Origin of the sequence: Actinomadura sp. GTD37 (genome assembly GCF_041951365.1) — a bacterium.
Lineage (GTDB): Bacteria > Actinomycetota > Actinomycetes > Streptosporangiales > Streptosporangiaceae > Spirillospora.
Genome location: NZ_JBGNUS010000010.1, coordinates 110,956 through 132,759, shown reverse-complemented (window position 1 = coordinate 132,759; position 21,804 = coordinate 110,956). Strand labels below are relative to the sequence as shown.

Here is a 21,804-nt window from a genome sequence, read left to right as displayed (position 1 = left end):
TAGGTGAGGCTAACCTAAGATCCTTGATCAACCCCCTGCGGAACTCCGCGGAACTCGGAAGGACACCGGTCCCCTATGCGCACCATGATGCGGCGCCTGTCCGTCACCGCCGCGCTCGTCCTGAGCCTCGGCACGGTCGCGGCGTGCGGCGGCGACGAGCCCGCCGGCGGCTCCTCCGGCGGCGCGGCCGCCGGGGCGTTCCCGGTCACGATCACCCACAAGCTCGGCACCGCGAAGATCGAGTCCGCGCCGAAGCGGATCGTCGCGCTCGGCGAGGTCGACCAGGACACCCTGCTCGCGCTCGGCATCACCCCCGTCGGCATGGCGGAGCTGACCGGCGTCCAGCCCGACGGCCTGGCCCCCTGGACCGCGCCCAAGCTGACCGGCGAGAAGCCGAAGCTGCTCAAGGCCGGTGAGGCCGGGTTCAACCTGGAGGAGATCGCCGCGCTGCGGCCCGACCTCATCCTCGCCGGCGGCGACTTCTCCATCGACAAGGAGTACGACAAGCTCACCAAGCTGGCGCCCACGGTCGCGTACCAGACCGGCCCCGCCGAGGACACCTGGCAGCAGATCGCCGCGCAGACCGCCAAGGCCGTCGGCAGGGAGGCCGACGGGCGCGAGCTCGTCGGCGCCGTCGACGCGAAGATCGCCGGAGTGAAGACCCGGCACCCGGAGCTCGCCGGCAAGGGCTTCGCGTTCACCAGCGTCTTCCCCAACGGGAACATCGGCGTGATGAAGTCCGAGGACGACACCAGCGTGAAGCTGCTGGAGCAGTTCGGCATGAAGCTGCCCGAGCCGGTCGCGAAGCTGCCCGGTGACGGGTTCGCCGCCGAGCTGAGCATGGAGAAGATCTCCGTCCTCGACGTGGACGTCCTGATCAGCCACTACAACGACGACGCGGCGACGCAGAAGAAGATCGAGGGCAACAAGCTGTTCGCCGGGCTCGCCGTCGTGGAGCGCGGCTCCTACGTGGCGCTCGACCTGAAGTCGTTCTGGCCGCTGCGCACCCCCACCCCGCTCGCCGTCCCGTACGTCGTCGACCAGGTCGTCCCGCGGATCGCCGAGGCCGCGAGCGCGGCGAAGCCCGCCTGATGCCGGCGGAGCGGAGGGGGCCCCGCGTCCACGACGTGGTCGGGATCGGCTTCGGCCCGTCCAACCTCGCGCTCGCCGTCGCCCTCGCCGAGGAGCGCGAGGAGCACGGCGCCGGCGTGGACGCGGTGTTCTTCGAGAAGCAGCCGGAGTTCGGCTGGCACCGGGGCATGCTGATCGACGGCGCCACCATGCAGGTCCACTTCCTCAAGGACCTGGTGTCGCTGCGCAACCCCGCCAGCCGGTACTCGTTCCTCGCCTACCTGCACGACCGCGGCCGGCTCGTCGACTTCGTCAACCACAAGACGATGTTCCCGACGCGGGTGGAGTTCCACGACTACCTCGAATGGACGGCCGCGGCGTTCGCCGACCGCGTCCGCTACGGGACGGAGGTCGTCGCGCTCCGCCCGCACGACGACGAGACCCTCGAAGTCGTCGCGCGGCGGGACGACCGGCTGGAGACGCACCTCGCGCGCAACGTCGTCATCGGCGTCGGGCTCGAACCCGTCCTGCCCGAGGGCGTCCAGGCGGGCGAGCGGATCTGGCACACCGAGGACCTGCTGACCCGGCTGGAGGAGAACAAGGACTGGAACCCGCGCCGGCTCGTCGTGGTCGGCGCGGGCCAGAGCGCCGCCGAGGCGGTCGAGTACCTGCACCGCACCTTCCCCGAGACCGAGGTCTGCGCGGTCTTCGCCCGGTACGGGTACTCGCCCGCCGACGACAGCGCGTTCGCCAACCGCATCTTCGACCCGGAGGCCGTCGACCACTTCTACGCGGCCCCCGGCGACGTCAAGCGGATGCTGCTGGACTACTCGCGCAACACCAACTACTCCGTGGTCGACCTCGACCTCATCGACGAGCTGTACCGGCGGTCCTACGCCGAGAAGGTCGCGGGCGCGGAGCGGCTGCGCATCCTCAACGCCTCCCGCGTCCTGGACGTGCGCGGCGACGCCGGGGGAGCGCGGGTCACGGTGGCGTTCCTGCCCACCGGCGAGGCCGCCGGCCTGGACGCCGACGCCGTCGTCTACGCCACCGGCTACCGCGAGCGCGACCCGTTCGACCTGCTCGGCGAGGCGGGCGGCGACTGCCTCGCCGGCCCGGACGGGCGCCCCGTCGTCGAGCGCGACTACCGCCTCGCCACCGCCTCGGGCCGCGCCTGGGGCGTCTACCTCCAGGGCGCGACCGAGCACAGCCACGGGATCGCTTCGTCGCTGCTGTCCATGACCGCCGTCCGCACCGGGGAGATCGTCCGGTCGATCGCGCGGCGCTCCGCCCGCGTCACCCCGGCCGTTTGAGAGAGAGCAGGCACGCCCGATGACCAACCCGTTCGACGACGCCGACGCGGCGTTCCGCGTCCTCGCCAACGCCGAGGGGCAGCACTCGCTGTGGCCGGCGTTCGCCGACGTCCCCGCCGGATGGACGACGGTCTTCGGACCCGAGTCGAGGTCCGACTGCATCGGCTACGTCACGGCCAACTGGAAGGACATCCGCCCGCGGAGCCTGGCCGGCTGACCGGCGGCGGGCGGCGTCCCCCGCGCCGCCCGCCCCTCCGGCCCGTCAGCTCGCGGGCAGCGACGGCCGCTCCGCGAAGAACCGGCCGATCATCCCGCTCGCGTAGGACGGCCACTCGTGCCCGCCGCCCTGCTCGGTGCACAGCGCGACCACCTGCGGCCCCGGCCCCGTCCCGACGCAGCCGTCGGGACCGCCCGGCACCGGCCACGACAGGGCGGGCAGCTGGTCCACCCAGCGCCAGAACTCCATGACGACCTGGACGGCGAAGAACGGGAAGTGGACGTCCGCGTCCATGTTCCCGCCGCCCGTGTAGGGGACGGACGGGTCCAGCGTCCCGTGGAACGCCAGGACCGACACCGGCTTCCCCGGGGTGCAGCCGATGGCGAGCGCGCCCGACACGACGGCGATCCCGGCGAGCCGCTCGGCGCGCTGGCACGCGTACCGGTAGGCCATCCCGCCGCCGTTGGAGAAGCCGGTCAGGAACACCCGGCGCCGGTCGGCGACGCCCTGCGCCACCAGCGTGTCGATCAGCTTGTCGAGGAAGGACATGTCGTCGATGCCGGCCCACCGGGCGAACGAGCAGCAGGCTCCGGCGTTCCACGTGCCGAGGAACCCCTCCGGGTAGGCGACGGCGTAGCCCTGCCGGTCGGCGACCTCGTCGAGGCCGCTCTGCTTCCGGACGTACTCGGGGTCGTTGAGGCCGCCGTGCAGGGTCACGATCAGCGGCAGCGGCTTCCCGGCGGCGGAGCCGGGTGGGACGTGCAGGAGGTAGGGGCGGTCCCAGCCGCCCATGGCGATGGTGTGCTTCGTCGTTCCTGGGGCGTCCAAGGAGGCCCCGGCGGGCAGGGGGTGGGCGATGAGCGCGGCGAGCACGGCCACGAGCATCGCCGCCCGCGCGGCGATCTTCATGAGGCTGATCTAACGCCCGCGGAGCCGTCCGCGCTAGGCATTCCCGTGCGGAAAAGATCAGCGTTCTTTGGCGGCCGGGTGCGTAGTCGGCGGACGCCCTACGAGCCGGATCCGGACCCCGTCTCCGCGGCCTCGGTGAGCTCCGCGCCCGGCTCGCCCCGGCCGGCCCCCGCGTCCGCCTCGGCCTGCGCACGCTCCGCGTTCGCGAGGTCGCGGTGTCCCGCGGTCAGGATCGCGATGCCGAGGACGATCACGCCGGCGCCGATGGCGAACGGGACGTGGATGTTCGTGTGCTCGACGAGCCGTCCCGCCGCGTAGGGGGCGAGGCCGCCGCCGATGAACCGGACGAACCCGTACGCGGCCGACGCCACCGGACGCTCCACCGGCGCGACCATCATCACGGCCTGCGTGGTCACCGTGTTGTTGACGCCGATGAAGACCCCCGCGACGATCACCGCGACGATCAGCACCGGCCGCGAGTCCACGAAGATCGCGATCACCAGCACGTTCACCGCGAACAGCGCCAGGTTGCCGTAGAGGGTGCGGGCGAGGCCGAACCTGCGCTGCAGCCGGGGCGCGCCGAACACCGCGAACACCGCGACCAGCAGCCCCCACCCGGTGAACACCAGGCCCAGCCTCATCGCGCTCAGCTCCATGGGGAACGGCGCGTAGCCGAGGACGGTGAAGAAGCCCCAGTTGTAGCAGAGCGCGGTCAGGCTCATGATCAGCAGGCCGCGGTGCCGCAGCGCCCTGATCGGGTCGGCGATGGAGGTCTTGCGCACCGGTCTCGGCTGCGGCTTGACGAGGACGACGGTGGCCAGCAGCGCGAGGGCCATCAGCGCGGAGACGCCGTAGAACGGGCCGCGCCAGCTGATGTCGCCCAGCACCCCGCCGAGCAGCGGCCCGACGGCGATGCCGAGGCCGAGCGCGGACTCGTAGGCGATGATGGCGCCGCTGAGCCCGCCGCTCGCCGACGACACGATGACGGCGAGGGAGGTGGCGATGAACAGCGCGTTGCCGAGTCCCCAGCCGGCCCGGTAGCCGATGATCCCGGAGATGCTGCCGGACGTCCCGGCGAGGGCGCTGAACACCACGATCAGCGCGAGGCCCGCGACCAGGGTGCGCTTCGCGCCGATGCGGCTGGACACGAAGCCCGTCACCAGCATCGCGACCGCCGTCACCACGAGGTAGCTGGTGAACAGCAGCGTGACCTGGCTGGGGGACGCGTCGAGGTCCGCGGAGATCGCGGGCAGGATCGGGTCGACGAGCCCGATGCCCATGAACGAGATGACGCAGGCGAACGCGACGGCCCAGACGGCCTTCGGCTGGCGGAACGGGCTCGGCGTCGCCGCCCGCTCCCCGGTAACTGGTTTCATCCGTGCCCTCTGCTGCGGTTCGGGGTTTCGGGGACGCCGAGGGCGGCGCCGGCCAGCCGGTCGAGCGCCGGCAGCGCGGCGGCGATCGCCGCCCGGTCGGCGGCGGGCAGCCCGGCGAGCAGCCCGGCCAGCCGCTCGGCCTGCGCCGACCGCCGCCGCGCCAGCTCGGCGCGTCCCGCTTCGGTGAGGTGCACCGCGACGACCCGGCGGTCGCCGGGCAGCGCGCGGCGCTCCGCCATCCCCTCCCGCTCGAGCCGCGACACCAGCTGCGTCATCGCGGGCTGGGTGACGCCCTCGAACGCGGCCAGCTCGGTCACCCGGCGGGGGCCGAAGCGCTCCAGCGTGGCGAGCGTCGACACGGTCGTCATCGACAGGTCGCGCGGCTGGGACAGCGAGCGCATCAGCGAGTACACGCGCCCGAGGCCCGCGGCCAGCTCCAGCTCGTCGGCGGGGGACGGCGAATCCATGCACTCCGGTGTATCACGGACTTATATGTTTGCCAAGCTAAGTATCTCGCGGGCCGCGGGACGGGGCGAGCCCCCGGCCGGGGGGAGGGGCCCGGCCGGGGGCTCGTGATCCGCGATGGTCCGCGCGGGGTGGTCAGTCCTTGGCGAGCGCCGCCAGCTCCGCGTCGATCGCGCGCTGGTGCGCCTCGGCGTCCTCGCGGGCGCGCTTCGGGCTCCACCGCCCCGTCATGATGAAGATGAAGGGCAGGAAGAGGACCTGGCCGCCCAGGCAGACGTACCACCACGTCCGCCACTGGCCGGGCCCCTCCTCCGACGCCTTCTGCACCTCGGCGCCGTGCTCCTTGAGCACCGCCAGCTGCGGCTGCGCCTTCTGCACCGTCGCGAGACCGGGCAGGCCGACCTCCTTCGCGGCGCGGGCCTGGAGTTCGGGCGGGGCCTGGCCGGGCGGGTACTCGCCCAGCTCGGCGAACACCTGCGGGTGCTGCTCCACGATGGCGAGCGCCGGCGCGGCCTCCTTCGAGGCGACCTGCACCTCGTGCCCGTGCTCCACGAGCGGCGTCACCGACGTCACGACCAGCGGGACGAACGCCGCCGAGCCCGCGACGACGAGCCGCAGGATCCAGCCCCACACCGCGAGGCCGGTCGCGGTGGCGGCCGGGTTGTGCTTCTCGACGGTCTCGGTGAAGCCCGCCATCCACGGCGCGTACGCCAGGCCGCCGAACACGCCGATGGCGATGAACAGCCAGGCGAACTCGTAGTAGCCGGTGTCGGGGTGGACGGCCAGCTGCGCGAAGTACGCCGTGGCGGCGACCGAGCCGATGCCGCCCACCAGCATGAGCGGCTTGCGGACGCCGAGCCGGTCCGACAGCAGCCCCGCCACCACCAGCGCGATCGCGTTGGCCGCCCAGTACCAGTTGGCGAGCCCGTTGGTGCGCTGCTCGCTGTACCCGAACGTGGCGGAGAAGTAGATGACGAAGTTGCCGACGGCCGCGTAGTAGAGCAGCAGGTAGACGCTGATCGCGAAGGCGGAGCCGACGACGTCCAGCCGCATCATCTGCCGCCAGTGCCCGGACAGCTGCTGGTCGGGGTCGATGCCCTTGGCCCGCGCCTCGACCAGCGCGCGGTCCCGCATGCTGACCATGATCTGGTCGCGCAGCGCCGGGGACAGCTCGCGCAGCCCGAGCAGCGCGATGACGAACACCGCCAGGGCGGCGTAGCCGGAGTAGCGCAGCTCGTCCTGCCAGCTGGAGGTGTCGAGCGTCGCGCTGGTCACGGTCGTGACGACGAGGCTGCCGAGCACCGGGCCCATCGTCCAGAAGCCCATCGCGGTGGCCCGGCCGAGCTGCGGCGAGAAGTCGCGGATCAGCGCCGGGGTCGCGACGAGGACGACGCCCTCGATGAAGCTGAGCGCGGCGAACAGCACCAGGAAGGTGTGCTTGCCCGGCGAGTGCGGCAGCGCCAGCACCAGCAGCCCGGCGATCAGCAGTCCGTACACGACGAGGTTCGCGCGGCCCCACCGGTCGGCCAGGCCGGCGAGCAGCGAGGCGAACGCGCCGATGGCGTTGCCGATCACCGACAGCAGGATGAAGTAGGCGAACGACATCGAGTAGTGCGACATGATCGACGTCGCGACGGCGTACTGGATGTAGAGCAGGTAGTACAGGACGATCGTGGTGACGACGACGATCGCGAGATAGCCGTAGCGGCGCCCCGTCTCGGGATAGTGCGGAAGGTCGCGGCGCCACAGCCGGGCGGCGAGACCCGGTGCGGCGGCGCCCTCGGCGGCGCCGGCGTCGGTGGACGAGGAAACGGGCATGCAGGAACTCCTCCGGGCGCTGTTCTCCCCCGAGAACCGGTCCTGACGAGGCGGCGAAGTGCGCCTTCGCCGTCCGTCGTGCGGTCACCGTAATGCTGTGCGGCATGAATGGCAATAATTTCTGCCGTTGAAAACCGACCAGTCGGTATGGTCTCATCTACGTGCGGATACCTGCCCGGGGGCGGCGTGCGGCCGGAGCCCGCCATGCGCGCTCACGAGTGTGCCGCTCCGGCGTCCCTGCGCCATACCGACCGGACGGTACGAGGCTCTGATCGACGCGGGAGACACATTGCGGGTATTCGAGGACGCGGACGTTCCCGGGCTGGCGCTCGACCGGTTCGGAGAGTTCTTCGCGCGGGTCGCGCCCGGCGCGGCCGCCGGGCCGCTGCGCGCGCGGATCGTCGACGGCGGCCGGTCCAACCTCACCTACGAGGTGACCGACGGGCGCGCCTCCTGGATCGTCCGGCGGCCGCCGCTCGGGCACGTCCTCGCGACCGCCCACGACATGGCGCGCGAGTACCGGGTGATGACCGCGCTGGCCGGCACCCCCGTGCCCGTCCCGGAGACCTACGCCCTGTGCGAGGACCCGGACGTGATCGGCGCGCCGTTCTACGTCATGGAGATGGTCGAGGGCACCCCGTACCGGAGCGCGGCCGAACTGGAGCCGCTCGGCCCCGAGCGCGTGGCGCGGATCGCCGACCGGATGATCGACACGCTCGTCGCGCTGCACGGCGTCGACCCGGCGGGGGCCGGCCTGGCCGGGTTCGGCCGCCCCGAGGGGTTCCTCGCCCGCCAGGTGCGGCGCTGGAAGAAGCAGCTCGACGCCTCCCGCAGCCGCGACCTGCCGGCCGCGGACGAGCTGCACGCGCTCCTGGAGGCGAGCCTCCCGGCCGGGTCGGCGCCCGCGATCGTGCACGGCGACTACCGGCTCGACAACCTCCTGGTCGGCTCCGACGACCGGATCGCCGCCGTCCTCGACTGGGAGATGGCGACGCTCGGCGACCCGCTGACGGACCTGGCGCTGCTCCTGGTCTACATGGGGCGCGGGGCCCCGGCGCCCGGCGGGCGGGACGCGTCGAGCGCCCCGGGCTTTCCGTCGCCGGACGAGGTGGTGGCCCGCTACGCCGCGCGGAGCGGCCGGGACGTGGCGTCGATCGGCTTCTACGTGGCGCTGGCCTGCTTCAAGCTGGCCGTGATCTCCGAGGGCATCCACTACCGGTACCTCCGCGGCCAGACCGTGGGGGAGGGGTTCGGCACGGTCGGCGCGGCCGTCGGGCCGCTGCTGCGATCGGGGCTCGCCGCCCTGCGGGACCGTCCCTGAGGAACTGGTCCAACGAAACCGTCCCGGCTCTTCGGCCCTGGTAGACCACGGTACCGCCATCGTGTGTGACACATCACGGACTGTGCGCGCTGTGCATGATGGAGCCGGGGAGCGGCGGTGCCGGCGGGCAGAGAGGGGGGCCCGCGCGTCATCCGCCCCGCACCGGCGGCCCGCCGGACGGTTCCGCGGCGCCCGCCGCGGCGCCGCGGCGCCGTCCAGCCCGCCGGCCCTCCTCCACTCCGCCGCGCGGGAGCCGCGGGCGCCCGATTGACGGGAACGGGACGTTGAAAATATGGTGCACCGACCGGTCGGTATGTGCTGAATTCCATGCCGTCCCCGACCTTTTCCCCTCGTGCGTCCTTCCTGGAGAATTGCCATGATCCCCAGCACGATGCAGGACTTCCCGCTGTCCGTCGCCGCGATCCTGCGGCACGGGGCGCGCGTCTACGCCCGCAGCGAGTGCGTGACCTGGACGGGCGGCGGCCCGCCCCGGCGGACGACCTTCGCGCAGGTCGCCCGCGACGCCGAACGGCTCGCCGCCGCGCTGGCGCGGCTGGGAGTCCGCCGCGGCGACCGGGTGGCGACGTTCTGCTGGAACTCCCAGGAGCACCTGGAGGCGTACTTCGCGGTGCCGGCGATGGGGGCGGTGCTGCACACGCTGAACATCCGGCTGTTCCCCGAGCAGCTCGCGCACATCATCAACCACGCCGACGACCAGGTCGTCATCGTGGACGACAGCCTCGTCCCGCTGCTGGCGCGGGTCGTGCGCGACCTTCCGGCCGTCGAGGCGTTCGTGGTGGTCGGCGACGGCGACGCCGCGCCGCTCGAGGCCAACGGCAACGGCGCGCCCGTCCTGCGCTACCGCGACCTGCTGGCCGCCGAGGAGCCCGGCTACGCGTGGCCCGACGTGGACGAACGCTCCGCCGCGTCCATGTGCTACACCAGCGGCACCACGGGCGACCCCAAGGGCGTCGTCTACTCGCACCGCTCCACGTTCCTGCACGCGATGGCCGTGCAGTCGGCGTCCATGGTCGGCATCACCGAGGCCGACCGCGTCCTGACGATCGTCCCGATGTTCCACGTCAACGCGTGGGGCCTGCCCTACGGCGCGTTCCTGTCCGGGGCGACGCTGCACATGCCCGGCCCGTTCATGCAGCCCGAGCACCTCACGAAGTTCATCGCGGAGGAGCGCAGCACCCTGGCGTCCGCCGTCCCCACGATCTGGAACGGGATCCTCGCCCACGGGGAGCGGCACGAGATCGACCTGTCGTCCCTCCGCTCCGGCACCTCGGGCGGCGCCGCCGCGCCCCGCGTCCTGCTGGAGCGCTTCGAGCAGCGCTACGGGCTGCGCATCATCCAGGGCTGGGGCATGACCGAGACCAGCCCGCTCGGCGGCATGGCGTTCCCGCCGCCCGGCGTCGAGCCCGGCACGGACGAGGACATGCGGTGGCGCCTCAAGTCCGGCCGCGTCGCCGCCGGCGTCGAACTGCGCATCGTCGGCGACTCGGGCGCCGAACTGCCGTGGGACGGCGAGTCCGTCGGCGAGATCGAGGTCCGCGGACCGTGGATCACCGGCGCCTACCACCGCGACCCGGCGCCCGCGAAGTTCGACGGCGGCTGGCTCCGCACCGGCGACATCGGCACCGTCGACGACCGCGGCTTCTTCCAGATCACCGACCGGGCGAAGGACGTCATCAAGTCGGGCGGCGAGTGGATCTCCTCCGTGGAGCTGGAGAACCACCTGATGGCGCACCCCGCCGTCGCCGAGGCCGCCGTCATCGGCATCCCCGACCCGCGCTGGGACGAGCGGCCGCTCGCCTGCGTCGTCCTGCGCCCGGACGCCGCCGCCACCGCCGCCGAGCTCGCCGGCTTCCTCGCCGGCAAGGTCGCCCGCTGGCAGGTCCCCGAGTACTGGACCTTCATGGACGAGATCCCGAAGACCACCGTCGGCAAGTTCGACAAGAAGCCGCTCCGCGCGCACCACAGGAACGCGGAACTGAAGATCGAGCACGTCGAGAAGCCCTGACCGGCGGCGATGCCCTCGGCGCCGCCGCCCGGCGGCTCCGGGGGCCGTCCCGGTTCCGGGGGCCGTCCTGGTTCCGGAGGCCGGGCTGGTTCTGGGGCCCGGCTAGTTCTGGAGGCCGGGCTGGTTCTTGAGGCCGTTGAGGAACAGGTCCACGTAGTGGTCGCTGATGGCCTCGGTCTTCAGGGTGCCGCCGGGGCGGTACCAGACGCCGATCTGGTGGACGGTGCCGAAGAAGAAGTGGACGGCGACGTCGGCGGGGGTGGCGGTGCGGAAGGTGCCCGCGCGCTGGCCCTCCTCGACCAGGGCGCGGAAGCGCTCGTGGTAGCGGCGCCGCTCGGCGCGGACGGCCTCGCGGCGGTCGCGGGGGAGCAGGTGCGTCGAGCGGAAGAAGACCGTGAAGTCGTCCAGGTAGAGGAACGAGGTGTTGAGGACGTCGACGGCGGCGGCGCGCAGGCGCTCCTCGGCGGTTCCGGGGCCGCCCGCGATCTGCTCCAGGTGCGCCATCTGCAGGCCGAGGAGCCGGTGGTAGATCTCGTAGAGGAGGTCGTCCTTGGAGCCGAAGTAGTGGTACATGGCCCCCTTGGTGACGCCGGCGGCGTTCACGATCTCCTGCACCGAGGTGTTCTCGAACCCCTTCTCGGCGAACATGCGGGTCGCCACGGCGAGCAGCCGGTCGGGCAGCGGCAGGTTGCCGGGGATCCGGCCTACGGGCGCCTGCGTCATCACTCCACCTCCGTTCCGGGATTGCCCCCGGGGGTCTCGCGCCGTCCCGGCAACGGCCGCCCGTAGATCGCCGACAGCCTACCGGCGGTGCCGGCGAGGCGCGTGTCGGGACCCGGCGGATCGGCTGTTGACCGGGAGTGCCCGGTGATTCTATCTTCATGGAATCCGACCGGTCGGTATGTGTATTTCGGCCTCGGGGATTCACGCTGATATAGCGGTGAGGTGAGGCTTTGTGTCCGGCTCCTCCGCGAACTTGGAACTACGAGGGGTGACCGTCCGCTTCGCCGGGCTGGTCGCCCTGGACGGTGTGTCGCTGTCCGCGCCGCAGGGCCGGGTCACCGGCGTGATCGGCCCGAACGGCGCCGGCAAGACCACGCTCTTCAACGTCGTGTGCGGGTTCGTCCGGCCGCGGTCCGGCGAGGTGCGCTGGCGCGGGAAGGCGCTTGGCCGGCATCGGCCGCACGACCTGACGCGGCTCGGCATCGCCCGTACCTTGCAGGGCCTGGGGCTCTTTCCCGGGCTCACCGTCCTGGAGAACGTGATGGTCGGGGCCGACAGGCAGGCGAAGACCGGGTTCTGGTCCGGGCTGCTCGCGCTGCCGCGCGCCGACCGCGACGAGGCCGCGCTGCGGGAGCGGGCCACGGCCCGGCTCGCGGAGCTGGGCGTGGCGGGGGAGGCCGGGCGGCTGCCCGGTCAGCTGCCCTACGGCGTGCAGAAGCGCGTCGCGCTGGCCCGCGCGCTGGTCGCCGAGCCCGACCTGCTCCTGCTGGACGAGCCCGCGGCGGGCCTCTCGGCGGCCGAGATGGACGAGCTGGCAGAGCTGATCCGCGGCCTGCGGGGCGGCCCGGCGGTCGTCCTCGTCGAGCACCACATGGACCTCGTGATGAACGTCTGCGACCAGGTCGTGGTGCTGGACTTCGGCAAGGTCATCGCGAGCGGGACGCCCGCGGACGTGCGCGACGATCCGGCCGTGCTCGACGCCTACCTGGGCGAGGAGGTCGCCGGTGCTTGAGGTGAGGGACCTCACCGTCCACTACGGGGCCGTCCGGGCGATCGGCGGCGTGGACCTCTCGGTGGACGAGGGCTCCGTGACCGCCGTGCTCGGCGCGAACGGGGCCGGGAAGACCACGCTGCTGCGCACCGTCTCCGGCCTGCTGCGGCCGAAGTCGGGACGCGTGGAGCTGGACGGCAGGGACATCACCCGGCTGCCGGTCGAGGACATCGTCCGGCTCGGCGTCGCGCACGTCCCGCAGAGCGGCGGCGTCATCACCGAGCTGACCGTCGAGGACAACCTGCGGCTCGGCGGGCTGTGGCGGCGCGACCGGGCGGCGCTCGCGCGGCGGGTCGCCGAGATGTACGAGCTGTTCCCGCCGCTCGCCGAGCGGCGATCGCTCGCCGCGGCCACCCTGTCCGGCGGGGAGCGGCAGATGCTCGCGCTGGCCCGCGCCCTCACCGGCGCGCCGCGGCTGCTGCTGGTGGACGAGCCGTCCCTCGGCCTGGCGCCGCGCGTGGTCGCCCAGCTCATGGCCGTGCTGCGGCGGCTGTGCGACGAGGACGGCCGCACCGTCCTGCTCGTCGAACAGAACGCCCGCAGCGCCCTGTCGGTCGCCGACCGCGCGGTCGTCCTCGACCTCGGCGCGGTGGTGGCGGCCGAGGCCGCCGCGACCATCGCCGCCGACGACCGCCTCCGCCACGCCTACCTGGGGTTCTGATGGTGCGCTTCATCAATCTCACGCTCGCCGGCATCACCTCCGGCGTGGTGTTCGCGGCGGTCGCGCTCGCGCTGGTGCTGATCTGGCGGGCCACCCGCATCGTGAACTTCGCGCAGGGCGGGATGCTGATGTTCACGACGTTCCTCGCCTGGAGCGTCATCGACCACGGCGGCTCCTACTGGCTCGCGCTCGGCGTCGCGCTGGCGTCCGGGCTGGTGCTCGGCGCGGTGATCGAGCGGGTGGTGGTCCGGCCGGTGGAGAGCAAGCCGCCGCTGAACGCCGTCATCGTCACGCTCGGCCTCTACGTGCTGCTGCAGGCGGGCGCGGGCATGATCTGGGGCGACACGCCGCACTCCTACCCGCCCGCGTTCACCATCAAGGGGCTGTCGGTGGGCGGGACGCGGCTGCTGCTGTCCCCGTTCGACCTCTTCGTCATCGGCGCCGTCGCGGCGGTCATGGTGCTGCTGACGCTGCTGTTCGTCCGCACCGACCTCGGGCTGCGGCTGCGGGCGGCGGCGTTCGCCCCCGAGATCGCCCGGCTGCAGGGCGTCCGCGTCGGCCGGATGCTGACGCTCGGGTGGGCGCTCGCCGCGCTCGTCGGGTCGCTCGCCGGGGTGCTGATCGCCCCGTCGGTGTTCGTCGGACCCGCCCAGTTCGACGCGATGCTCGTGTTCGGCTTCACCGCGGCGGTGATCGGCGGGCTGGACAGCCCGGCCGGCGCCGTCATCGGCGGGCTGGTGCTCGGCTGCGCGCTCAGCTACGTGTCCGGCTACGTCAGTTCCGACCTGGTCACGTTCGGCGCGCTCGCCGCGCTCATCACCGTCCTCATGATCAGACCCAACGGCCTGTTCGCCGCGAGCACGGGACGGCGGGTGTAGCGCGGTGGACACCGTCCTGAACGTCCTGCGCCGCTCCACGCTGACGCGGCACACCGCCGGCGCGCTGGCCGCGATCGCCGCGCTGTACTTCCTGACGACCGCGGTCGGCCCCTACCGGGACCTGCAGATCGCGCAGGCCGCCTACCTCACCTGCGCGGTCGCCGGGCTGACCGTGCTGACCGGGCTCGGCGGGCAGATCTCCCTCGGGCACGGCGCGTTCATGGCGGTCGGCGCCTACACCGCCGCGCTCGTCATCGGGCACTGGGGGTGGCCGCTCGCGGCCGTCCTCGCGGCGGCGGCCGGCGTCACCGCCGTCGCGGGCGTGCTGGTCGGCGCGGTCGCCGCCCGGCTGCACGGCCCCTACCTCGCCGGCGCCACCCTCGCCTTCGCCGTGGGCCTGCCCGGCCTCGCCAACTACGCGCCGCTCACCGACCTGCTCGGCGGCCAGAACGGGCTGACGCTCGTCCCGCCGATCCCGCCCGAGTCGCTCGGCGCGGCGTTCCCGCTGGAGCGCTGGCAGGCGTGGATCTCCTGCCTCGGCGCCGTCGCCACGCTGTTCCTGCTCGCCAACCTCGTCCGCGGCCGGTTCGGCCGGACGCTGCGGGCCAGCCGCGACGACGAGATCGCCGCGGCGCTCAGCGGGGTCCGCGTCGCCCGGCTGCGGATCGCCGCGACCGTCGTGTCGGCGGCCTGCGCCGGCCTCGGCGGCGGGCTGCTCGCCGTGGTCGCCACGCTCGCCGCGCCGGGCGCGTTCCCGCTCACCCTCTCCCTCCAGCTCATCGCCGCGATCATCATCGGCGGGCTCGGCAGCCTGCCGGGCGCCGTGTGGGGCGCGCTGATCCTGGTGTACGTGCCGACGTGGGCGTCCGACCTGACGTCCTCGTCCGGCCTGTCGCACAACATCGCCTCGAACCTGCCCCTCGCCATCTACGGCCTCGTCCTCATCGTGGTGACGCTGGCCTTCCCGCGCGGTCTCCAGGGCGGACTGCGCGGCATCGGCGGCGCCGTCCGGCGCCGCGCCGCCATGAGGCGCGACCGGGCTCCCGGGCCGCGCGGTTCCGCATCGACAGCCACATCGGGGCCAACCACCACGCACCCAGGAGGAGCAGATGAAGCGAATGCGGACCAGGGCACTCGCCCTGATGACCGCGGCGACGCTGGCGGCCGCGGCGAGCGGCTGCGGCGGTGACGGCGGGGACGACGGCGGGTCGGGCACGCCCGGCGTCACCGCGACCACCGTCACCATCGGCAGCCACCAGCCGCTGACCGGCCCGGCCGCGCCCGGCTACAGCGCGAACTCGGCCGCCTCGAAGGCGTTCTTCGACTACGTCAACGCCAACGGCGGCGTGCACGGCCGCAAGATCGTCTACAAGTACGTGGACGACGCCTACAACCCGACCCAGACGGTCAGCGTGACGCAGAAGCTCGTCCTCCAGGACAAGGTCTTCGCGATCTTCAACGGGCTGGGCACCCCCACGCACTCCAAGGTGGTCGACTACCTGAACGCCCAGCGCGTCCCGGACCTGTTCGTCGCGTCCGGCTGCGGCTGCTGGGACCAGCCGGACAAGCACCCGCAGACGTTCGGCTGGCAGGTCGACTACATCCGCGAGGGCAAGATCCTCGGCGACCACGTCAAGAAGACGTTCGCCGGGAAGAAGGTCGCGTACTTCTTCCAGAACGACGACTTCGGCCAGGACGGCGTGAAGGGCCTCGACAAGTACATCCCGAAGGCCGACGTGGTGTCCCGGCAGTCCTACCAGCCGGGCAGCACCGACATCGGCGCGCAGGCCCAGGCGATCGCCCAGTCCAAGGCGGACGTCGTCGTGCTGTTCAGCATCCCCACCTACACCGCGCTGTTCCGGCTCGCCGCGCTGAAGCTGAACTACAAGCCGACGTTCGCCGTCAGCAACGTCGGCTCCGACCCGATCACCCTGACCGGGCTGCTGGAGAGCTTCGCCAAGAAGGGCGGCAGCGAGGTCAAGGGCAGCCCGCTCATCCAGGGCATGATCACCGACGGCTACCTGGCCGCGCCCGGCGACGCCTCCAACAGCTGGACGCAGCTGTTCAAGAAGGTGCACGCCCAGTACATCCCGAAGCTGCCGTTCAACGGCAACATCGTCTACGGGATGTCGGCCGCCTACACCTTCGTCCAGACGCTGCAGGCGGCCGGGAAGAACCCGACGCGCAAGAGCCTCGTCGAGGCGCTGGAGAAGTCGCACTTCACCGGGCCGGGCGTCGTCCCGTTCGCGTTCAGCGCCGGGTCGCACGCCGGGTACACCGGCGCGCAGATCGGCAGGATCGAGGGCGAGAACGTCGTGCCCGAGGGGCAGCCGCTGACGACCGACGACGGTGACGGGCCGATCCAGCCGTACACGGCGCAGCAGCCGCAGGCGCCCGCGAACGGCGTCCCCGCCGCCGGCTGACGGGTACCGCCGCCGTCCCGCGACGACCGCCCCAGAGGTGCGGGACGGCGGCCCCGCCCGTGTCCGCCCCGCCGCAGGTCGCTTCCCTTCCGTTTGGCTTGGTTTCTCTCCTATTCATGTCGTTAGGCGTCGAAGCCAAGGGGCGGCCCGCGGTTCTCGCGGGAGAGAAGGGAGGGAAAGTGCGGGCCGCGCTTCATGGTCGTCTTGTCCGATCGTGGGGAGGATGACCGGGAGGGGGGTGGCGCGATGCACGAGGCGGGAGGGGCGTCGTGACCCGGGACGGGACCGCCGCGTCCGGGACGCGCCCGGGGGAGCAGGACGCGGACGGGGGACGGGCCGCGTCGGCCGCGCGCGAGATCGTCGCCGCGCTCGCCGTACTGGTCGTGTACCTGGTGTTCACCCACGCGTTCAGCGGGGACCGCGCGACCAGCGACGCGCACGGGCGCGCGCTGCTGGAGTTCGAGCGGTGGGCGCACCTGGACGCCGAGCGCCCGCTGAACGAGCTGCTCGTCCGGCACGGCCGGCTGGGGGCGCTCGCCGCCTGGGAGTACGCGACCACGTACGTGATCGGCACCTTCGGGTTCCTCGCCTGGCTGTGGTGGCGCCGGAACCCGGTCTACGCGTGGGCGCGCAACACGCTGATCCTGGTGACGCTGATCGCGATCTGCTGCTTCGCGCTGTGGCCCGCCACGCCGCCGAGGCTGCTGCCGGGCGAGGGCTACACCGACGTCATCGCGCTGCACCACCCGCCGGCCACCTGGGGCACCGGGGTCGTGTCCGCGGGCGCCAACCCGTACGCGGCCATGCCGAGCCTGCACATCGGCTGGGTCGCCTGGATCGGGGTGGCGGCCGTCCGCGCCCGGTGCGGGCCGTTCTTCACCTGGCTCTGCGCCCTGCACCTGGCGGTGACGGGCCTGGTGATCGTCGCGACGTCGGCCCACTACGTCGTGGACATCCCGGGCGGGCTGCTGCTCGTCCCGGCCGCGGCGGCCGCCGAGCGGGCGCGCGCCGGGCTGGCCGGGAGGCTCCGGCCGCCGGACGGGGCGCCGCCCGCGTCCGGCCGCGGGCAGCGGATGGCCGCCGCCGACTCCTTCTTCCTGCACGTCGAGACCCGGGACCTCCCGCAGGCGGTGGGCGGGGTCGTCGAGTTCGCCGGGCCCGCGCCGCCGGCCGAGCGGGTGCGCGCCGCGCTCGCCGAGCGGCTGCCCCGGCTGCCGCGCCTCACCCTGCGGGTCCGCCCCGGCGGCGCGTTCCGGCGGCCGCGCTGGGCGCGGACCGGCGCCGTCGACCTGAGCCTGCACGTCCGGGAGGTGGACCTGCCGGTACCGGGCCGCCGCGCCCTGGACGGCCTCGTCGCCCGCCTCGCCGCCGAGCCGCTGGACCGCGGGCGCCCGCTGTGGCGCTGCTGGCTCGTCCGCCGCGGGCCGGGCGGCCCGGACGCCGCCGTGTTCCTCTTCCACCACGCCGTCGCCGACGGGCACGGCGCCGTCGGCATCCTGCGCGCGATCCTGGAGCCCGCGCCCCTGGAGCCCGCGATTCCGGACGCCGTGCCCCTGAAGGCCGAGGGCCCGCGCGGCCCCGGCCGGCTCGCGCGCGCCGCCGCCGTCCTGCAGGGCCTGGCCCTGCCCGGCCTCGGCGTCGCCGCCCGGACCGTGTCCGTCCGCGAGACCCTCGGGCCGGAACGCGTCTTCGGCACCGCCACGCTGCCGCTCGACCGGGTCCGGGCGGTCGCGTCCGCGGCCGGCGCCGGCGTCACCGAGGTGCTCCTCGCCCTGGTCGGCGAGGTCGTCGCGGACGTGCTGGAGCGCCGCGGCGAGCGGGCGGACGGCCGGCCGCTGCGCGCCGCCGTCCCGATGCCGCCGCGCGCCCCGGCGCGGCCCGGCCGGGGCCGCACCGCCGTCCCCGGCAACATGGCCGCCGTGCTGCCGCTGGACGTCCCGGTGGACCCGATGCCCGTCCGCGACCGGCTGGCGGCCGTGCGCGAGGCGGCCGAGCGGCGCCGCGCGTCCGGCCGGGCGGTCGCGGGCGGGGCCGCGCTGCGGCTGATGGGCGCGCTGCCGCCGCCCCTGCACGCCCGCGCGGCGCGCGGCGTCTACCGGGCCGGGGCCATCGGTGGGATCGTCTCCCACATGCCGGGACCGCAGTCGCCGACGTCGCTCGCGGGCGCGCGGCTCGGCGGCGTCCACCCGGTCCTGCCGCTCGCCGCGGGCGCGCCGTTCGCCGTGGGCGCGCTCAGCTGGAACGGAGACCTGCACGTCTCGGTGACCGCCGAGCCGCGGGTGCTGCCCGAGGGGGCCGCGTTCCCGGACGGCCTCGTGCGGGCGTTCGAGCGGCTCGCCGCCGCCGTCGGCGCGGGCAGCGGGGCGGGCAGCGGGGCGCAGAGCGGGACGTCCTGATGGCGTGGGCGGTCTGCTTCAGCATGGTCGCGGCGTTCCTGTTCGCCGCGGCCGCCGCGATCCAGTACCGGGCCGCGCGGCGGGCGGTGCACGGCCGCTCGGACGCCGGCGCCGCGCACGGGCTGATCCGCAGGCTGATCCGGGACCCGGTGTGGCTGACCGGGTGGGGGGTGAACCTGGCCGGCTTCTGCGCCCAGGCGATCGCGCTGCACTTCGGCTCGACCGCCATCGTCCAGCCGCTGCTGGTCACCCAGCTCGTCTTCACGATCATGCTCGGCGCGGTCGGCACCGGCCGCCGTCCCGCGCGGATGGACCTGCTCGGCGGCGTCGCCGTGTCGGCGGGCCTCGCCGTGCTGTTCACGGTGCCGGGGGCGATCCCGCCGGAGGGCGAGCCGTCCCGGCCGCGGATCCTGCTCGCCGGCCTGATCGCGGCGCCGGCCGTCGTGGTGCTGTCGCGGGCGGCGTGGCTGCGCGCGGGGCCGGTGCGGGCCACGCTGCTCGGCGTCTGCGCGGGCCTCTGCTTCGCCGCCACCGCGGTGCTGATCAAGCTGACCACCGCCGACCTCGTCGACCGGGGCGTCGCGGCCACCGCGGCCGACTGGCCCGGCTACGCGCTCGCCGGCAGCACCCTGCTCGGGCTGGTGCTGGAGCAGCGGGCGTTCGCCGCGGGATCGCTGCCCGCCGCGATGACCGCGATGACGATGACCAACCCGATCGCCTCCTACCTGGTGGCCGCCCTCGCCTTCGAGACGCTGCCGCCCCGCACCGCCGCGGCGTTCACCGCCGTCTCGTTCAGCGTCCTGCTGCTGACGGGCGGGGTGGCGCTGCTCTCCCGGTCCGCGCACGCCGCCGGGGGGCGCGACGACCCTTCTGCGCTCCCGCCGTGAGGGACTCGACGTGATCGACCGGCGCGGGCTCCTGTCCGGCGGGCTCGGCGCCGCGCGGACGGCGGCCGCCACGACGGCGCGTTCCGGCGGTCCCGCCTACGCGCCCAGAGCCATCCCCGGGCACCGCCCGGGGGGCGGCCGAGACCCCGGGAATGTCGGTGGCACCAGGCAAGATGTGCCCATGACCGAGACACCGGCCCGCACCGAGATCGGCGATCAGGCCGCCTATGCCGCCGCCGTCCAGACCGCCGTCGCGGCCTCCGCCGCCTACTACGGCGAAGGCGACTCGCCGCTCGACGACGACGCCTTCGACCGGCTGGTGCGCGGCATCGCCGCCTACGAGGCCGGGCACCCCGGCGAGGTGCTGCCCGACTCCCCGACCGGCAAGGTCGCCGGGGGAGCGGTGGTCGGCGACGTCCCGCACACCGTCCCGATGCTGAGCCTCGACAACGTGTTCTCGGCCGAGGGCCTGGAGGCGTGGGCGGCGGGCCTCGTCCGCAGGCTGGGCCGCGAGGTCGCGGTGTGGAGCGTCGAGCCGAAGCTCGACGGCCTGGCGATCTCGGCGCGCTACGCGGCCGGGCGGCTCGTCCGGCTGGTGACCCGCGGCGACGGCGCCGCCGGCGAGGACGTCTCGCACGGCATCGGCGCGATCGCCGGGCTGCCGCGGCGGCTGGCCGAGCCGGTCACCGTCGAGCTGCGCGGCGAGGTGCTGATGACGCACGCGCAGTTCGAGGCCGCCAACGCCGCCCGCACGGGCGCGGGAGGGACGGCGTTCGCCAACCCGCGCAGCGCCGCGGCCGGCTCGCTGCGCGCCAAGGACCGCGCCTACCAGGTCGAGATGACCTTCTTCGCCTACGGCGCCCTGCCGCTGGACGGCACCGACGCGGAGACCGCGGCCCGCCTGCGCGACCTGCCGCACAGCGGGATCATGGAGCTGGTCGCCGGGCTCGGCGCGCGCACCACCGCCGCGACGCCCGTCCCCGCCGCCACCGTGGCGACGATCGAGCAGGCCGGCGCGCGCATCGAGGAGATCGCCGCAGCCCGCGCCGGGCTCGACTTCGGCATCGACGGCATCGTGGTCAAGGCCGACGCGGCGGCGGACCAGGCCGAGGCGGGCGTCTCCTCCCGCGCGCCCCGCTGGGCGATCGCCTACAAGCTGCCCGCCGTCGAGAAGATCACCCGGCTGCTGGACGTGGAGTGGAACGTCGGCCGCACCGGCGTGATCGCGCCGCGCGCCGTCCTGGAGCCCGTCGAGCTGGACGGCTCGACCGTCACCTACGCGACCCTGCACAACGCCGCCGACATCGAGCGGCGCGGGCTGATGGTCGGCGACCACGTCACCGTCTACAAGGCCGGCGACGTGATCCCGCGCGTGGAGGCGCCGGTCGTGCACCTGCGGACCGGTGACGAGCGGCCGATCGAGGCGCCGGCGGCGTGCCCGCGCTGCGGCGACGCGATCGACGCCTCGCAGCAGCGGTGGCGGTGCGTGCGGGGGCGGTCCTGCCACGCCGTCGCGTCCGTCCGGTACGCGGTGGGCCGCGACCAGCTCGACATCGAGGGCCTCGGCGAGAACCGCATCGACCAGCTCGTCGACGCCGGGCTGATCACCGACTTCGCCGACCTGTTCGCCCTCGCCCACGACCAGATCGTCGGGCTGGACCGCATGGGCGAGACCAGCACCGCCAACCTGCTCGCCGCGATCGAGGGGGCCAAGGCCAAGCCGCTGAACAAGGTGTTCTGCGCGCTCGGCGTGCGCGGCACCGGCCGGTCCATGTCGCGGCGCATCGCCCGCCACTTCGCCACCATGGACGCGATCCGCGCCGCCGACGCCGAGGCGTTCCAGGAGGTCGACGGCGTCGGCCCGGAGCGCGCCGCGATCCTGGTCGCCGAGATCGCCGAGCTGGCCCCGCTGATCGGCAAGCTCGTCGCGGCGGGCGTCACCATGACCGAGCCGGGCGCCACCGGCCCCGCCCGCCCCGCCGACCCGGCCGGGGCGGCGGGGCCCGACACCTCCGGCCTGCCGCTCGCCGGGCTGTCCGTCGTCGCCACCGGGTCCATGTCCGGGCCGCTGGAGGGCCTGTCCCGCAACCAGGTGAACGAGCTGATCGAGCGCGCCGGCGGCAAGGCGTCCTCGTCGGTGTCGGCCCGCACGTCGCTGCTCGTCGCGGGGGAGAAGGCCGGCTCGAAGCGGGCCAAGGCGGAGAGGCTCGGCGTCGAGGTCGTCACGCCCGAGGAGTTCGCCGCCCGCGTCGCCGACCACCTCTGACCG

18 protein-coding genes are annotated in these 21,804 nt (G+C 73.9%); 13 read left to right on the top strand and 5 right to left on the bottom strand.

Translation table 11 applies throughout. The features are described from left to right. Positions 1-75: 75 nt before the first annotated feature. Genes ACA511_RS35480 through ACA511_RS35470 form a run of 3 tightly spaced genes read left to right on the top strand, consistent with a single transcriptional unit; the run spans position 76 to position 2,601 of the window. On the top strand, positions 76-1,092 hold the full coding sequence (locus ACA511_RS35480; protein WP_375029089.1) for an iron-siderophore ABC transporter substrate-binding protein: 1,017 nt from the start codon (positions 76-78) through the stop codon (positions 1,090-1,092). Then, the gene (locus ACA511_RS35475) at positions 1,092-2,384 is read left to right on the top strand and encodes a lysine N(6)-hydroxylase/L-ornithine N(5)-oxygenase family protein (protein WP_375029088.1); all 1,293 of its coding nucleotides are present in this window, start codon (positions 1,092-1,094) and stop codon (positions 2,382-2,384) included. Before ACA511_RS35480 ends, ACA511_RS35475 begins: the two co-directional genes overlap by 1 nt. A gap of 19 nt (positions 2,385-2,403) precedes the next feature. After that, positions 2,404-2,601 carry an MbtH family protein gene (locus ACA511_RS35470; protein ID WP_375029087.1) on the top strand — a complete coding sequence of 66 codons (198 nt, stop codon included), beginning with the start codon at positions 2,404-2,406 and terminating at the stop codon, positions 2,599-2,601. 45 nt (positions 2,602-2,646) lie between these two features. On the opposite strand, the gene ACA511_RS35465 is transcribed toward ACA511_RS35470, so the two are convergent. From ACA511_RS35465 to ACA511_RS35450, 4 genes are all read right to left on the bottom strand, one after another. Continuing rightward, positions 2,647-3,510 (bottom strand): alpha/beta hydrolase family esterase, encoded by an 864-nt coding sequence (locus ACA511_RS35465; protein WP_375029086.1) that lies wholly within the window; start codon positions 3,508-3,510, stop codon positions 2,647-2,649. A 98-nt stretch (positions 3,511-3,608) separates the two neighbouring features. Next, the gene (locus ACA511_RS35460) at positions 3,609-4,886 is read right to left on the bottom strand and encodes an MFS transporter (protein ID WP_375029085.1); all 1,278 of its coding nucleotides are present in this window, start codon (positions 4,884-4,886) and stop codon (positions 3,609-3,611) included. Next, positions 4,883-5,353 carry a MarR family winged helix-turn-helix transcriptional regulator gene (locus tag ACA511_RS35455; RefSeq protein ID WP_375029084.1) on the bottom strand — a complete coding sequence of 157 codons (471 nt, stop codon included), beginning with the start codon at positions 5,351-5,353 and terminating at the stop codon, positions 4,883-4,885. The genes ACA511_RS35460 and ACA511_RS35455 overlap by 4 nt, the downstream gene beginning before the upstream one ends. A gap of 133 nt (positions 5,354-5,486) precedes the next feature. Continuing rightward, complete coding sequence (locus tag ACA511_RS35450; RefSeq protein ID WP_375029083.1) at positions 5,487-7,169, bottom strand: MFS transporter; 1,683 nt, start codon at positions 7,167-7,169, stop codon at positions 5,487-5,489. A 289-nt stretch (positions 7,170-7,458) separates the two neighbouring features. On the opposite strand from ACA511_RS35450, the gene ACA511_RS35445 reads away from it, so the two are divergent. Then, positions 7,459-8,490, top strand: a complete 1,032-nt coding sequence (locus ACA511_RS35445; protein WP_375029082.1) for a phosphotransferase family protein — start codon at positions 7,459-7,461, stop codon at positions 8,488-8,490. Positions 8,491-8,866: 376 nt separating this feature from the next. Continuing rightward, positions 8,867-10,516: a long-chain fatty acid--CoA ligase gene (locus ACA511_RS35440; protein WP_375029081.1), complete on the top strand. Its 1,650-nt coding sequence runs from the start codon at positions 8,867-8,869 to the stop codon at positions 10,514-10,516. A 102-nt stretch (positions 10,517-10,618) separates the two neighbouring features. Here the strand turns inward: ACA511_RS35440 and ACA511_RS35435 are convergent, their stop codons facing one another. Continuing rightward, a complete protein-coding gene (locus ACA511_RS35435) occupies positions 10,619-11,239 on the bottom strand; it encodes a TetR/AcrR family transcriptional regulator (protein ID WP_375029080.1) in 621 nt (206 codons plus the stop codon). 232 nt (positions 11,240-11,471) lie between these two features. On the opposite strand from ACA511_RS35435, the gene ACA511_RS35430 reads away from it, so the two are divergent. The 8 genes from ACA511_RS35430 (at position 11,472) to ligA (ending at position 21,801) form a co-directional block, all read left to right on the top strand. Continuing rightward, positions 11,472-12,251: an ABC transporter ATP-binding protein gene (locus ACA511_RS35430; protein ID WP_375029079.1), complete on the top strand. Its 780-nt coding sequence runs from the start codon at positions 11,472-11,474 to the stop codon at positions 12,249-12,251. Further along, positions 12,244-12,951, top strand: a complete 708-nt coding sequence (locus ACA511_RS35425) for an ABC transporter ATP-binding protein (RefSeq protein ID WP_375029078.1) — start codon at positions 12,244-12,246, stop codon at positions 12,949-12,951. The genes ACA511_RS35430 and ACA511_RS35425 overlap by 8 nt, the downstream gene beginning before the upstream one ends. Beyond that, the gene (locus ACA511_RS35420; RefSeq protein ID WP_375029077.1) at positions 12,951-13,829 is read left to right on the top strand and encodes a branched-chain amino acid ABC transporter permease; all 879 of its coding nucleotides are present in this window, start codon (positions 12,951-12,953) and stop codon (positions 13,827-13,829) included. The genes ACA511_RS35425 and ACA511_RS35420 overlap by 1 nt, the downstream gene beginning before the upstream one ends. A gap of 4 nt (positions 13,830-13,833) precedes the next feature. Next, complete coding sequence (locus tag ACA511_RS35415; RefSeq protein WP_375029076.1) at positions 13,834-15,018, top strand: branched-chain amino acid ABC transporter permease; 1,185 nt, start codon at positions 13,834-13,836, stop codon at positions 15,016-15,018. After that, a complete protein-coding gene (locus ACA511_RS35410) occupies positions 14,939-16,252 on the top strand; it encodes an ABC transporter substrate-binding protein (RefSeq protein ID WP_375029075.1) in 1,314 nt (437 codons plus the stop codon). The genes ACA511_RS35415 and ACA511_RS35410 overlap by 80 nt, the downstream gene beginning before the upstream one ends. 269 nt (positions 16,253-16,521) lie before the next feature. Further along, entirely contained in the window at positions 16,522-18,648 is a 2,127-nt protein-coding gene (locus tag ACA511_RS35405) for a phosphatase PAP2 family protein (protein ID WP_375029074.1), read from the top strand. Beyond that, positions 18,648-19,535 carry a DMT family transporter gene (locus tag ACA511_RS35400; RefSeq protein WP_375029073.1) on the top strand — a complete coding sequence of 296 codons (888 nt, stop codon included), beginning with the start codon at positions 18,648-18,650 and terminating at the stop codon, positions 19,533-19,535. Before ACA511_RS35405 ends, ACA511_RS35400 begins: the two co-directional genes overlap by 1 nt. Positions 19,536-19,716: 181 nt before the next feature. Further along, positions 19,717-21,801 carry an NAD-dependent DNA ligase LigA gene (ligA, locus tag ACA511_RS35395; protein ID WP_375029072.1) on the top strand — a complete coding sequence of 695 codons (2,085 nt, stop codon included), beginning with the start codon at positions 19,717-19,719 and terminating at the stop codon, positions 21,799-21,801. Positions 21,802-21,804: the final 3 nt, after the last annotated feature.

Excerpts from the sequence above, each read along its gene's own strand:
- ACA511_RS35400 (WP_375029073.1), top strand. The coding sequence starts at position 18,648 with ATGGCGTGGGCGGTCTGCTTCAGCATGGTCGCGGCGTTCCTGTTCGCC.
- ACA511_RS35475 (WP_375029088.1), top strand. The coding sequence starts at position 1,092 with ATGCCGGCGGAGCGGAGGGGGCCCCGCGTCCACGACGTGGTCGGGATC.
- ACA511_RS35470 (WP_375029087.1), top strand. The coding sequence starts at position 2,404 with ATGACCAACCCGTTCGACGACGCCGACGCGGCGTTCCGCGTCCTCGCC.
- ligA (WP_375029072.1), top strand. The coding sequence starts at position 19,717 with ATGACCGAGACACCGGCCCGCACCGAGATCGGCGATCAGGCCGCCTAT.
- ACA511_RS35420 (WP_375029077.1), top strand. The coding sequence starts at position 12,951 with ATGGTGCGCTTCATCAATCTCACGCTCGCCGGCATCACCTCCGGCGTG.
- ACA511_RS35450 (WP_375029083.1), bottom strand. The coding sequence starts at position 7,169 with ATGCCCGTTTCCTCGTCCACCGACGCCGGCGCCGCCGAGGGCGCCGCC.
- ACA511_RS35435 (WP_375029080.1), bottom strand. The coding sequence starts at position 11,239 with ATGACGCAGGCGCCCGTAGGCCGGATCCCCGGCAACCTGCCGCTGCCC.
- ACA511_RS35465 (WP_375029086.1), bottom strand. The coding sequence starts at position 3,510 with ATGAAGATCGCCGCGCGGGCGGCGATGCTCGTGGCCGTGCTCGCCGCG.
- ACA511_RS35480 (WP_375029089.1), top strand. The coding sequence starts at position 76 with ATGCGCACCATGATGCGGCGCCTGTCCGTCACCGCCGCGCTCGTCCTG.
- ACA511_RS35440 (WP_375029081.1), top strand. The coding sequence starts at position 8,867 with ATGATCCCCAGCACGATGCAGGACTTCCCGCTGTCCGTCGCCGCGATC.
- ACA511_RS35460 (WP_375029085.1), bottom strand. The coding sequence starts at position 4,886 with ATGAAACCAGTTACCGGGGAGCGGGCGGCGACGCCGAGCCCGTTCCGC.
- ACA511_RS35410 (WP_375029075.1), top strand. The coding sequence starts at position 14,939 with ATGAAGCGAATGCGGACCAGGGCACTCGCCCTGATGACCGCGGCGACG.
- ACA511_RS35455 (WP_375029084.1), bottom strand. The coding sequence starts at position 5,353 with ATGGATTCGCCGTCCCCCGCCGACGAGCTGGAGCTGGCCGCGGGCCTC.